General features: G+C 75.7%; 12 protein-coding genes and 1 riboswitch. Of the genes, 3 read left to right on the forward strand and 9 right to left on the reverse strand.

Features of this window, described 5'->3' with window-relative positions:
* Positions 1-569: 569 nt before the first annotated feature.
* The 7 genes from FRADC12_RS04255 to rpe all read right to left on the reverse strand — a co-directional run bounded on the left by FRADC12_RS04255 (position 570) and on the right by rpe (position 8685).
* Positions 570-1457 carry an SseB family protein gene (locus tag FRADC12_RS04255; protein WP_045875641.1) on the reverse strand — a complete coding sequence of 296 codons (888 nt, stop codon included), beginning with the start codon at positions 1455-1457 and terminating at the stop codon, positions 570-572.
* Positions 1458-1502: 45 nt separating this feature from the next.
* Positions 1503-3980, reverse strand: a complete 2478-nt coding sequence (locus tag FRADC12_RS28060; RefSeq protein WP_157488688.1) for a MinD/ParA family ATP-binding protein — start codon at positions 3978-3980, stop codon at positions 1503-1505.
* Between the two features lie 231 nt (positions 3981-4211).
* Entirely contained in the window at positions 4212-4694 is a 483-nt protein-coding gene (gene ribH / locus FRADC12_RS04265; protein ID WP_045875642.1) for a 6,7-dimethyl-8-ribityllumazine synthase, read from the reverse strand.
* On the reverse strand, positions 4691-6229 hold the full coding sequence (locus FRADC12_RS04270; RefSeq protein WP_045875643.1) for a bifunctional 3,4-dihydroxy-2-butanone-4-phosphate synthase/GTP cyclohydrolase II: 1539 nt from the start codon (positions 6227-6229) through the stop codon (positions 4691-4693). The genes ribH and FRADC12_RS04270 overlap by 4 nt, the downstream gene beginning before the upstream one ends.
* Positions 6226-6999 (reverse strand): riboflavin synthase, encoded by a 774-nt coding sequence (locus tag FRADC12_RS04275; RefSeq protein WP_045875644.1) that lies wholly within the window; start codon positions 6997-6999, stop codon positions 6226-6228. The genes FRADC12_RS04270 and FRADC12_RS04275 overlap by 4 nt, the downstream gene beginning before the upstream one ends.
* Positions 7000-7157: 158 nt before the next feature.
* Positions 7158-7290, reverse strand: a riboswitch (FMN riboswitch).
* A gap of 208 nt (positions 7291-7498) precedes the next feature.
* Entirely contained in the window at positions 7499-7969 is a 471-nt protein-coding gene (locus FRADC12_RS04280; RefSeq protein ID WP_045875645.1) for a cytidine/deoxycytidylate deaminase family protein, read from the reverse strand.
* Positions 7970-7983: 14 nt separating this feature from the next.
* Entirely contained in the window at positions 7984-8685 is a 702-nt protein-coding gene (rpe, locus tag FRADC12_RS04285) for a ribulose-phosphate 3-epimerase (protein ID WP_045875646.1), read from the reverse strand.
* A 113-nt stretch (positions 8686-8798) separates the two neighbouring features.
* Here rpe and def point away from each other — a divergent pair, with 113 nt between their 5' ends.
* Entirely contained in the window at positions 8799-9350 is a 552-nt protein-coding gene (def, locus tag FRADC12_RS04290; RefSeq protein WP_045875647.1) for a peptide deformylase, read from the forward strand.
* A 30-nt stretch (positions 9351-9380) separates the two neighbouring features.
* Here the strand turns inward: def and FRADC12_RS04295 are convergent, their stop codons facing one another.
* Positions 9381-9797 carry a type II toxin-antitoxin system VapC family toxin gene (locus FRADC12_RS04295; RefSeq protein WP_045875648.1) on the reverse strand — a complete coding sequence of 139 codons (417 nt, stop codon included), beginning with the start codon at positions 9795-9797 and terminating at the stop codon, positions 9381-9383.
* The gene (locus tag FRADC12_RS04300) at positions 9794-10045 is read right to left on the reverse strand and encodes a type II toxin-antitoxin system VapB family antitoxin (protein ID WP_045875649.1); all 252 of its coding nucleotides are present in this window, start codon (positions 10043-10045) and stop codon (positions 9794-9796) included. Before FRADC12_RS04300 ends, FRADC12_RS04295 begins: the two co-directional genes overlap by 4 nt.
* 370 nt (positions 10046-10415) lie before the next feature.
* Between FRADC12_RS04300 and fmt the strand changes: the two genes are divergently transcribed.
* Complete coding sequence (fmt, locus tag FRADC12_RS04305) at positions 10416-11354, forward strand: methionyl-tRNA formyltransferase (protein WP_045875650.1); 939 nt, start codon at positions 10416-10418, stop codon at positions 11352-11354.
* On the forward strand, positions 11351-12811 hold the full coding sequence (locus FRADC12_RS04310) for a transcription antitermination factor NusB (RefSeq protein WP_045875651.1): 1461 nt from the start codon (positions 11351-11353) through the stop codon (positions 12809-12811). The genes fmt and FRADC12_RS04310 overlap by 4 nt, the downstream gene beginning before the upstream one ends.
* The last annotated feature ends 2 nt before the right edge of the window (positions 12812-12813 follow it).

The following is a 12813-nucleotide window of genomic DNA, read 5'->3' on the forward strand; positions in this document are numbered from 1 at the left end:
GTCCGGGGGCCACCCCCGGGCATACATAGCGGGCATCCAGCGAAGCTGGCCAACGGCCAGCGAGCTGGCACGCCCGACTCGGCATGACCTCACCGCAGCGGAGCACCAAGCCCGAAATCCGGGCTTCCGGCCGACAGCCGCCCCCCAAAGGGAACAGCTCGACCGACCGGCGACCCGGTCACCTACAGGGGCTGATCGACGATTCGATCAGCCGGACCCGGCACCTGAATGCCGAGCGGTGACTCGGGTGGAGGGCGAACCCCCGCTTGGTCCTGCCGACCGCCGGGGGCAACCCGTGCGGGCTGTCCCTGGCGCCGCCCCGGTGAGGGCGCTGGCGCGACATGTGCAGGTCGCTCACCTGAGACGCTCAGGTGGCTGGTGCGCTGGCGACGGCTGCTCAGCCTCATCAGCTGAGCGACCGTGCCTGACGTCACCAGGCCTCGAACACCCGGAAGCGGAACCCTATGCCGACCGTCGGCAGGCGGTCTGAGCCAGCGTAGCAAACCGGCTGCCCGAGGTTGAGGCTGACGGCGGCCTGGCCGTTCGGTCAGGACGAACGCCCTGCCCGCTCAGCCCGGAGCGTCCCGGCGGCGCCAGCGGCGCGCCGCGAGGCCGCGACCGAGGCTCCCACGCAGCGCGGCGGCCTGCGTCGCGTCGACGAACACGACCGGCGGCGCCGGCCCCGGGTCCACGACGACGGCCGCCCGCAGCCGGCGGGCGATCTCGTCGAACCGAGCATCATCGCCTGGCCCGGCCGCCGGGACCGCGACGGCGACGGCCGGGCCGGCCGCCGCCGAATCCGGGCCGGTCACCAGGTCGACCTGCCAGAGCCGGGCGCCGCGGGCGAGCCCGTCAGCGGCCAACGCGTCCAGCTCGGCGGCGACCCGCGACCTGACGCCCGCGTCCCACGGCCGGGCCGGCGGGCGCAGCCCGGTGGACGGGCTCCCCACCTGCGCCCGCACCCGCACGTCAGGCGGGCCGGCGAGGGCGCTGACGTCCAGGGTGGCCGTCACCGGGCCGGCCACGTCGACGACCACGGTGAGATGGCCCAGGCGGGCCGCCTCGGCGCACGCGTCCGCGGCGGCGACCGGGACCGGCCTGGCCGCCGAACGCCACGCCGAGAGCGCTGCCGCACTGCTGAACACCGGCAAAGCCGTCGCCCCGGACGGCAGCCGCAGGGTGGCGAGCACCATCTCCGACTGTTTCTCGCCGCGAAGTCCAGGTCTGGGCGAGTGCCGGTGCCCGCCGGCCGCCGCAGGCCCCCGATCCGGGCCGGGCTCGGGGTCGGCCGGGTCGGCGAGCGCGATCAGCCGGGACTCGATGCCCACGAAGACCCGGGCACCGGCGAGCGCACCGGCGACGGCGGCCTCGTCACCCGCCTCCAGGGCGGCGCGCAGCCGCGGGTCCGCCTCGCCGGCGTCGCCCTGCCCCGGCGGGGTCATCAGATCGACTGCCACCGGCCAACCCTACGGTCCGCGCGCCGACCACCTGGCGCCGTGACCTCAGTCGGAGCGGGGACTGGGCACGGTAGGCGTGTCCGGCGGGTCGATCCGGGCCCGGGACCGCGCCGGCGGGCCGGGGATGGCCGGAGCGTGGGCCTGGGCCGGGTCCACGGGGCCGAGCGGGGCCTCGTCGACCATCTCGGCGAGCAGCGTGAACGCCTCCCGGGTCCGTGGGCGCAGCTTCTCCCAGACCAGCGGAGCGCCGCCAGCGAGCGCCGGGTCGTACGGGATCGTCACCGTCGCGTAGACGGCTTCGACCAGCGTCGGCCGGTCCGCCGCCCCGCCCCGCGACCGGGCACGGGCCGCGTGCCGGGCCGACGCCGGTCCGGCGGACCCCGGCGTCGTCTCGACGTGGACGACGACGGCGCCACCCGGCAGGTCGGCCCGCGCGGAGGCCAGCGCGGTCAGCGCGTCCTGGACGCAGCCGGCCTCGGTGAACCGCGTCGGCTCGGGGCCAGCCGGCCGGGCCAGGGCGCGCCGGCTGCGCGTGGCCGGCTCGGCGCGGGCGGTGAGCACGACGGTGTCCGCCCGGGCCAGCAGCACCGCCGGCACGGGCTGGGTCCAGCCGGGCGGCCCGTCGATGACCAGGGTGGGGAAGAGCCGTTCGAGCAGGTCGACCACCCAGGCCGTCTCGGCGGCGGTGAGCCCCGGGCCGGTGAGGTCACGCAGTCCGGGCAGCACCTCCAGACCGGAGTCGCCGGCCGTGGCGAGGAACCGTCGGGCCTCCGTGACCGATCCGACCGACGGGGTGGCGGCGAGCTCACGCAGCCCGACGCCACGGCCGGGCACGCCGGCCCGGTCCGCGAGCGGGCCGCCCTGGTCGGGGCAGGCGTCGACGGCGACCACCCGGCCGCCCCGCAGCGCGGCCAGCGCCATCCCGAGCCCGACCGCGACGGTGGTCCGCCCGCTGCCGCCGCCGAACCCACCGACGAGCACCCGTCGGCCGTCCACCCGGGTGGCCGGGACCGGGGCGAGCACCCCCAGCCCGGCGAGCTCCATCCCACGCAGCCAGGCGGCCGCGAACGCCTCCGTCGGCCCCGCGGCACCCGGCGACGCCGGCCGAGGCCAGGCGGGCGCGGGCCCACCTGGAGCAGGCCAGGCAGGCACCAGCGGCGCGGGCCAGGCGGACACGGGCACAGCTCCGGGCGACCCGGGTGCGGGCCAGGCGGGTGCGGGCGCCGCGACGGCCGCGGGTGGGTAGACGACCGGGCCCGGCCGGTCCGGCTCAGACACGGGCGCGGGCGGCCCGCCCCGCCCGTCGGGCGCCTCCCCCGGCGGCGGAAACGACGGGCGGGGCGGGCCGTAGCCGAACCAGACCCGCGGCGGGTCCTCGGGGCCCGCCGTGCCCGGCGTGACCGCACCGGCCTGGGGCCGCTGGTCTGAGGCCGGCCGGTCCGGGGCCGGCTGGCCGACCCATGGTGCTCCGGGCTCGCTGGGCCGTGCCCAGGCGTTCGCCGCGGGCAGCTCGCGGTCCCCTGGCTCAAGCCAGGCGGCGTAGCCGCTCTGGTCCAGGTTGTCGCGCCACCCGTCCGGGCCGGCCGGCCCGGCGGGTTCCCGTCGCGGCGCGGCACTCGCCGGCGACTCGGCACCTGGCAACGCAGGATCGGGCGACGACGCGAGATCGGGCGAACCGGCCCGGCCAGGCTCGACGACGGCGTCCGGGGCCGCCGCGCCGCCCAGGGCGGCGTGGCCGGGCGGTGGCAACGGATCAGACAACGGATCAGGCGACGGGGCCGGCTCGTCCGAGCAGGCGGCCGGCGCGGCGGCGGCATCGGCGCCGCCGGGCCGCGCCGGGCCGGGCGGGCCCCACCAGGAACCGCGCGGCGGGGCCACCGGAGCCGCGACGAGCCCGACATCGGGAACCCATCCGCCGACGACCAGGGGCGCGGGCGGCTCGTCCACCCAGGCGGACGGCTCCGCGCTCGCGGGGGCTTCGTCCGGGGCCGGGCTCGCGACAGCCGGGACCGCTGGCGCCGCCGCGGCCGGCGGCGGCAACGCCGCCCGCGCTGGCGAGACAGACCGAGCCGGCGCGGCGACCCCAGGGCGGGCCGGCCTCGCCGGCGTCGAGCCCGGCGACGTGTGGGACGCGGTCGGCGACGTGTGGGACGCGGTCGGCGCCCGGCGGGGCGCGGTCGGCGCCGGACGGGGCGCGGTGGACGACGGGTCGCGGTCGGGGGGCACGGCCGCGAGGCGCCGGTCCCCGGGCCGGGGGTTCGAGGCGGTGGCACGGGCCCGCGCCGACGGCCGGCGGACCATCGCGCGCTCGCCACTCGCCTCCTGCAGACGCATGCCCAGCAAGGAGACCGGGCGAGCGTCACCGCCCCCGCCCGGAGCGGGCACCGTCACGGTCGACGCGTCGGCGGCGTCACCCGCCTCACCCGCGGGCTCGGCGGACCCGTACTCGCCTGGTCTGACCTGGCCGGACGTGGTTGAGGCCGGCTCGCCCTCGCCGTCGCCCGTCACCGGCGCCACGCGCACGCCACGTCACCCCGCTCCCCAGCCGATACCGCCCCCAGCGCAACCACGGGGTCAACTATCTCCGCTGACCCACGTTCAGTGCCGCAACACAAGGAGACCGATACACCGAGACAACACGGTCTCTCGTCACACCTCGTCAGACAAGTCCGACGGCGTCCGCGTTGTCCCGGTCACGGCGTCCAGCGGCGAAAGGTGTACCGAAAGCGTGGCGAAGGAGGCAGGGAGGCGGCCTCAGGCGAGCGGCTGGAGCTCGGTGAGCACGAGGGCGGTCTCCAGCGCCGCGAGGGCCGCCTCACGGCCCTTGTCCTCGACGGATCCAGGCAGACCGGCCCGGTCCCTGGCCTGCTCGACCGTGTCGCAGGTGAGCACGCCGAAGCCGACCGGCACCCCGTTGTCCAGGCTGACCCGCAGCAGCCCCTCGGTGACGTACTTGCAGACGTAGTCGAAATGGGGGGTGCCACCGCGGATGACCACCCCGAGCGCGACGACCGCGTCGTGGTGGGCCGCCAGCCGGTCGGCGACGACCGGCAGCTCGACGGCGCCCGCCACTCGGACCACGGTCGGCTCGACCACGAGCTTCACGTCCTGCGCGGCGCGCAGCGCGCCCTCCAGCAGCGCGTCGGTGATCTCACTGTGCCACCGGGTGGCGACGATTCCGAGCCGCACCTCGGACGCCTCCGGCAGCACCTCCTGTGGTGCCCCGCTCCCACTCACCGACCGTCCCCTCCTGCGCTGGCCTCGGCCACCCGGCGGTGACCGGTGTGCCGCCCGCGAGCTCGCCCGTTGCCACTGGTGCCGCCGACATTGGTGCCGTTGACGTTCCCACGCCCGGGAACCTGGCCGTCGGCCGCCTCGCCGTGGGCGTCGGCGTCCAGGACGTCGGCAGCCATGGCGACCGCGTCGGCCACGGCCTGCGCGACCACCTTGACCGGGACGGCGGGCACCGCGACGGCGACCGCCTCCGCGACCGCTTCGGCGACCACCTCGGGCAGCTCCGGCAGCCCGGGGATGTCGTGGCCCATCCGATCCCGCTTGGTCGTGAGGTAGCGCAGGTTCTCCGGTGTGTGGGCGACCGGCAGCGGGACCCGCTCGACGATGCTCAGGCCGTAGCCCTCCAGCCCGGCCCGCTTGGCCGGGTTGTTGGTCAGCAGCCGCATCCCCCGCACCCCCAGGTCGACGAGGACCTGTGCGCCGACGCCGTAGTCCCGGGCGTCGGCCGGCAGGCCCAGCGCCAGGTTGGCGTCGACGGTGTCATGCCCGGCGTCCTGCAGCTGGTAGGCGGCGAGCTTGTGCATGAGGCCGATGCCGCGGCCCTCGTGCCCGCGCATGTAGAGCACGACGCCGCGGCCCTCGGCGGCGACCATCCGCAGCGCGGCGTCCAGCTGGGTGCCGCAGTCGCAGCGCAGCGAGCCGAAGACGTCGCCGGTCAGGCACTCGCTGTGCACCCGGACCAGGACTTCCGCGCCGTCGCCGATCTCGCCGCGGATGAGCGCGACGTGCTCGACGCCGTCGAGCGTGCCGCGGTAGCCGATCGCGCGGAAGGCGCCGTACTTGGTCGGCAGGCTCGCCTCGGCGACGCGGACGACCTGCATCTCGGTCCGCCGCCGGTAGGCGACCAGGTCCGCGATCGAGATCAGCACCAGCCCGTGCTCGCGGGCGAAGACGACGAGCTCGGGCAGCCGGGCCATCGTGCCGTCGTCGTTGACGATCTCGCAGATCGCCCCGGTGGGCCGCAGGCCGGCGAGCCGGGCCAGGTCGACGGCCGCCTCGGTGTGGCCGGGCCGGCGCAGCACGCCGCCCTCGCGGGCGCGCAGCGGGAAGATGTGGCCGGGACGAGACAGATCGGTGCTCACCGTCGTCGCGCCGGCGAGCAGCCGCAGGGTGTGGGCCCGGTCGGCCGCGGAGATCCCGGTGCTGACGCCCTCGCGGGCGTCGACCGAAACGGTGAAGGCCGTGCCCATCCGCTCGGTGTTCGTCGGGACCATCTGGCCCAGGTCGAGCCGGTCGGTCTCCTGCTCGGTCAGCGGCGCGCAGATCACCCCGGAGGTGTGCCGCACCATGAACGCGACCAGCTCCGGCGTCGCCATCTCGGCGGCGAAGATCAGGTCGCCCTCGTTCTCCCGGTCCGCGTCGTCGACGACGACCACGGCCTGGCCGGCGCGGATCGCGGCCAGCGCGTCCTCGACCATGCCGAAGGCGCTGGTCAGATCCTCGGCTGGCGGCGTCGCGCACACGCTGGTAGCGCTCATCGGCCGGCTCCCTTCGCGCTGGCGGCCGTCTGCCGGGCGGCCGTGGGCGCGCTCGCCCGCGGTGGGCCGACGGGTGGTGCGGGCAACGGCGGGGCCGGGTCGAGGCGCCCCACCGTGGTCGACAGCTGGCCGAGGACGGGAGCGGCGAGCTTCTCCACGTACTTGGCCACGACGTCGACCTCAAGGTTCACCGGGGCCCCGACATTCCGGGTGCCGAGCGTCGTGTCGGCGAGCGTCGTCGGGATCAGGCTGACGGTGAACGACGCGGGAGCCTCGGGGGTGGCGGGCGTGACGTCGACGACGGTCAGGCTCACGCCGTCGACGGTGATGGAGCCCTTCTCGACGAGGTAGCGGTCGAGCCCCTCGGGCAGCGCGATCCGCACGACCTCCCAGTGCTCGTCCGGCGCCCGGTCGACGACCGTGCCGACGCCGTCGACGTGCCCCTGGACGAGGTGGCCGCCGAGCCGGTCGGCGAGGCGCACCGGCCGTTCCAGGTTGACCCGGTCGCCGGCCGTCAGCGCGCCGAGCGCCGAGCGCCGCAGCGTCTCCAGCATCACATCGGCGGTGAACACGCGGGTGCCGGTGCGCGGGTCGACCTCACCCGGCGGGGTGAAGGAGGTGACAGTGAGACAGACGCCGTTGACGGCGATCGACGCGCCGCGGCGCACGTCTTCCAGTACGGCCGTGGAGCCGATGGTCAGCTCGGCCGCGGCCGCGTGCTCGGTGACCGCGGCGACAGTGCCGAGTTCCTCGACGATGCCGGTGAACATCCGACCTGCGTCCTTCCCGTCCGGCGCCCGAGCCGGGGGGAAGCGAGGAAGGTCGTCACGCAGGGTCCACGGGCGGCGCCGGGTCATCCGGCGCAACGCCGGACGCCGACGCCGCGACGCACGCCGGCCGGAACGGGTCCGCCCGGGCGCCACGGGCCCCGCGCGCTGCCTCCCATCCGGACTTTCACCGTCGGTCCTGGAATTTCACCAGGTCCACCGCCCACCAACAGGTGGGACGGGTCGCGGACTGTAACCGCCGGCTCGGAATTTCACCGACCCCGGAGCGCGCGTGCTGCTGTGGTCTCCCCGCCGACGGTACGGTTCTGGCCGCGGCTGGGAGTTGTTGGAAGTTGCCTGGCGGTAAGTCTAGGCACACAAGCCGGGCCAACGCGGCAGCTCGCCGGCCAGATATGCCGTAGTAGACACGTTTGCGAGGTTCCAGGTCGACGGCCGGGTGACCAATCTCACTCGGGGCCATGCGGGCGGGTCGCCGCCGCCGTCAGTCGGCGAGCAGGTGGGCGTTGGCCGCGCGTACCCCTGCCGCGAGGTCCGGCCGCTCGACGACCGTGACACCCGCGGCGGCGAGCAGCTCGGCGCCCTGGCAGTCGACGAACAGCGCCGGCTCGCGCCAGGCGAACACGACCCGGCCGATGCCGGCCGCCAGCGTGAGCTCGGTGCAGGTCCGCGGCCGGGAGGCGCGGGCGCTGCAGGGCTCCAACGAGCTGTAGAGGGTGGCACCGGCCAGCCGCGGGTCGCCGGCGGCGAAGCCGCGCAGGGCGGCCTCCTCCGCGTGGTCGCGCGGGTCGCCCGCCCGGGACCAGCCCTCGGCCAGCACCGTCTCCCCGTCCGGGCCGACGATCACAGCGCCGACCGAGAAGGCCGTCTGGGCCGGCGGGCACCGCTTCGCGAGCTCCACGGCGTACCCCAGCCAGCGCCCGTCGACGTCGGCTGCGCCCGCCTCCGCCGCCATCTCAGACCGCCATCTCAGACCGTCGCCTCGCGGCCGGGCGGCGAGAGCCGCGGCGCCGCGCGCAGCGCCTGCGCCCGCAGCGCCTCGATGGCCGCGCCCGGGTCGGCGGCCCCGTAGACGGCGGTGCCGGCGACGAAAACGTCCACCCCGGCGGCGGCGGCCCGCTCGACCGTCTCCGCGTTGACCCCGCCGTCGATCTGCAGCCACAGGTCCAGGCCGCGCTGGTCGAGCAGCCGCCTGGCCGCCTCGATCTTCGGCAGCACGCTGTCCATGAAGGTCTGGCCGCCGAAGCCCGGCTCGATCGTCATCAGCAGCAGCAGGTCGAAGCGGTGCAGGTCGTCGGCGTAGCCGTCGACCGGTGTGGCCGGCTTGACGGCGAGCCCGGTGCGGGCGCCGGCGGCGCGGATCGCCTCGGTGGTGCGCGGCAGGTTCTCGACCGCCTCGGCGTGGATGGTCACGTTCGCCGCGCCGCGCTCCGCGAAGCCCGGAGCCCAGCGGTCCGGGTCGGAGATCATCAGATGGCAGTCCAGCGGCGTCTCGGTCACGGCCCGCAGCGCGGTCACCGTGTCGCCGGAGAAGGCCAGGTTGGGGACGAAATGGTAGTCCATGACGTCAACGTGCAGCCAGTCCGCATGGCCCTCGACCGCCCGGGCCGCGTCCGCGATCCGGCCGAAGTCCGCGGCGAGCAGGCTGGGATAGATCTGCGCGGTAGCCACCCAGCGAGGGTATGAGACGAAACCAGTGCCCCGTCGCGGGCACGGTTCTCACCCCTGCCCGGGCGGGCGCGCGCCGTAGCATGGATCCATCCGCTCGCTGAAGGAGTTCCGTCTTGGCCGTCCGTGACATTCGACTGTTCGGGGATCCGGTCTTGCGGACGAAGGCCGAGCAGGTGACGACCTTCGACAAGGAGCTGCGCAAGCTCGTCAACGACCTCGGCGAGACGATGTGGGAGGCCAGTGGCGCCGGCCTGGCCGCGCCCCAGCTCGGTGTCTCGCTGCGGGTTTTCACCTTCCTCGACGACGACGACGAGATCGACCACCTGATCAACCCGGTGCTCGGCCCGTTCTCCGAGGAGCTCCAGGACGGCGAGGAGGGCTGCCTGTCGCTGCCTGGCCTGGCCTTCGAACTGAGGCGGCCCGAGCGGGTGCTCGCCATCGGCCAGAACATGTACGGCGACCCGGTCCAGGTCGAGGGCTCCGGCATGGTCTCCCGCTGCCTGCAGCATGAGACCGACCACCTCGACGGCATCCTGTTCATCGACAAGCTGGACCGCGAGACCAAGAAGGCCGCGATGAAGGCCATCCGCGAGGCCGAGTGGGCGAACCAGCCCGCCCCCGTCGTCAAGGCCTCCCCCCACCCCCTGTTCGGCCGCGCCGTCTAGGCCCGCCGCCACAAGCCACCGGGCGGCGGGTCAGCTCTCCCCCGCCACAACGGGGAGATCCGCCGCGGCGACGTCCGTGTGCGGGAAGTCGTCTCCCTTGAACAGGAGCGGCTCCCGGCGGACCGACGCCAGCGCGTAGGCGAAACAGTCGCCGAAGTTCAGCCGCGCGGGACTGCCACTGCCCCGACCGAAGTCCTGGTAGGCCCGCCTCGCCAGCATCGCCTGCTCGACGGTCACCGGGACGACCTCGATGTCGGCGGCCCTGATCAGCTCGTCAAACCGACGACTGGCGACCGGATCGCGGGCGGCGTCAATCACCACCGCCGCCTCCACGTAGTTCACCGCGGACATGGCGGGTGTGCGCGCCGCCGCCAGCGCGGCGGCGAACCGGCCCGCGTCCGGTTCGGCCCGTGCGATGGCGACGAGCGCCGACGAGTCGACGATCATGCGGGCAGGCCTCGGTCGTCGTAGAGGTCCTCGACGGTCAGGTCGTGGGATCGCAGCGCCACGGCGATCTGGCGGCCGAGGCCGACGATCCGGTCTGCCCGCCGCTGCGGCGGCTCACTGCCGGCACGCACGCGCTCCAGCCGTTCGCGCAACGCGACGATCACGGCGGTGGTGATGCTCTCGCCGGTGAGCTCGGCGAGCTCGCGACCGAGACGTTGCGCTTCGTCGTTCTTGATGTTCAGAGCCATGACACCTGACCCCCGGGCCAGTGCTCCACGGTGTCGTTCCACCCTGGTAGCTAGACTTTCCACCATGGTACCTCAAGTCGGGGCGCAGGCTCTGATGGGTCAGACACTGATGAATCAAACAGTAGCAAATGCGACGGACCGGCCGACGGCCCAGGCGCGAGCCGGTCCGCCGGCTCCGGATGCCGCTCCAGGCCGCGGCCCCGCTGGGGACCTGGCGCCGGGACGCTCAGGTCGAGCATGTCCGAGGAGCATCGGGATGGGCCGGCGCCGCTAGGTTAGGTTTCGTCTTTCACCACGATCGACGTCCATGAACCCTGAACGGGCCGAGCAGCGGCGTGACCCCGCGCGCCCGGCGGATCGGTGCTGCTCCATGCGTCTCGTCTTCGCCGGCACGCCGGCGGTGGCCCTCCCCAGCCTGCGCCGGCTGCTTGACAGCCCGCGCCACGAGGTGGCCGCCGTCGTGACGAGGCCGGACCGGCCCGCCGGCCGGGGCCGTCACCTCGCCCGGTCCCCGGTCGCCGAGCTGGCGGACGAGGCCGGTGTCGAGGTGCTCGCGCCCGACCGGCCGCGCGACCCGGAGTTCCTGGCCCGGCTCGCCGCGATCGCCCCGGACTGCGCGCCGGTCGTCGCCTACGGCGCGCTGCTGCCCAAGGCCGCGCTGGACATCCCTCGGCACGGCTGGGTCAACCTGCACTTCTCGCTTCTGCCCGCCTACCGTGGCGCGGCGCCCGTCCAGCGGGCCGTGCTCGCCGGTGAGGACGTGACGGGCGCGAGCGTCTTCCAGATCGAGGAGGGCCTCGACTCCGGCCCGGTCTTCGGCACCCTGACCGAGCGGGTCCGCGCCCGCGACACCTCCGGCGACCTGCTCGAGCGGCTCGCCCTCGCCGGCTCCGAGCTGCTGGTGGCGGCCATGGACGGGATCGAGGACGGCGCCCTGGAACCGCGGCCGCAGCCGGCCGACGGCGTCACGCTCGCGCCCAAGCTCACGGTCGAGGACGTCCGGGTCGACTGGACGCTGCCCGACTTCGCGGTCGACCGGCTCGTCCGGGCCGCCACCCCGGCGCCCGGCGCCTGGACGACCTTCCGCGGCGCCCGGGTCAAGCTGGCCCCGGTCCGCCCGGCCGCCGGCGCCGTCCAGACCCCGCTGCCCCCAGGGCAGCTCGCCATCGCCGGGAAGGACACCGTCGCCGTCGGCACCGGGACGACCGCGGTGCTGCTCGGCGAGGTCCGCCCGGAGGGCAAGGCACCGATGCCGGCCGCGGCCTGGGCCCGCGGCGTCCGCCCCGCCGACGGCGAGGCCTTCGCGTGACCAGCCCCACCGGCCGGCCACGTCCCGGCGCCGGGGGCGGCCCACCCGCGGCCCGCGTCGACGAGGCGCGGATGCTCGCCTGGGAGGTGCTGCGGGCCGTCGACGAACGCGGCGCGTACGCGAACCTGCTGCTGCCGAGCCTGCTCACCCAGCGCCGCCTCAGCGGCCGGGACCGCGGCTTCGCCACCGAGCTCACCTACGGCGCGCTGCGCGCCCAGGGCCTGCTCGACGGCCTGCTCGACACGGTCACCAGCCGCCCGGTCGCGACCGTCGACCCGGGCCTGCGGGACGCGCTGCGCCTGGGCACCTACCAGCTGCTGCGCACCCGGGTGCCGGCCCGGGCCGCCGTCGGCACGACCGTCGACCTGGTCCGGGCGACCGCCGGCGAGCGCCCGGTCCGGTTCGCGAACGCGGTGCTGCGCCGGGTCGCCGACCGCGTCGCCGAGACCGGCGGCGACATCGCCACGATGCTGTCCGCGCCGGCGTTCGAGCGTGACCCGTTCGGCCACCTCGCCGTGGTGACCGCCCATCCGCGCTGGATCGTCGAGGTCTTCGCTGACGCCCTCGACGGTGACCTCGACGAGGCCCGCGTGGCGCTGGAAGCCGACGACCTGCGCCCGTCCGTCCACCTCGTCGCCCCGCCGGACCAGCTGAGCCGGGACGAGCTGATCACCGAGGCGCACGAGGCCGGCCTGGCCGCCGAGCCGGGCCGGTACTCGCCGTTCGCCGTCATCCTCGCCGGTGGCGATCCCGGTTCCCTGCCCGCGGTGGCCGCCCGGCGGGCCGCCGTGCAGGACGAGGGCAGCCAGCTGGTGGCGCTGGCGCTGGCCCGCACCCCGACGGCCGGCCAGGACAGCGGCGTCACCGTCGACCTGTGTGCCGGTCCCGGTGGCAAGGCCGCGCTGCTCGCCGCGCTGCTCACATCGGGCCAGGCCGGCGAGACCCTCGGGCTGCCGGAGCCGGCGCTGCTGGCCTTCGAGCCGCGGGCACCGCGGGCGGGCCTGGTCGCCGCCGCGCTGGCCGGGCGGCCGGGGGCGTTCGCCGTGCGGGCCGACGGCCGCTATCCGCCACTGCCGCCGGGGCGGGTCGACCGGGTGCTGGTCGACGCGCCGTGCACCGGCCTGGGGGCGCTACGCCGCCGGCCGGAGGCCCGGTGGCGCAAGCTGGCCGGCGACGCGGCCACGCTCGCCGGGCTGCAGCGCCAGCTGCTGGTCAGCGCGCTCGACCTGGCCCGGCCGGGCGGCGTCGTCGCCTACGTGACGTGCTCGCCGCATCCCGCCGAGACCGTCGAGGTGGTCGCCTCCGTCGTCGAGCAGGGTGACGCCGTCATCCTGCTCGACGCCCGTCAGTCCCTGCCCGGCGTGCCAGCACTGGGCGACGGCCCGTTCGTCCAGCTGTGGCCGCACCGCCACGGCACCGACGCCATGTTCCTGGCCCTGCTGCGCAAGGACGGCTGAAA

It is taken from the genome of Pseudofrankia sp. DC12, from assembly GCF_000966285.1.
In the GTDB taxonomy this organism is placed as follows: Bacteria; Actinomycetota; Actinomycetes; order Frankiales; family Frankiaceae; genus Pseudofrankia.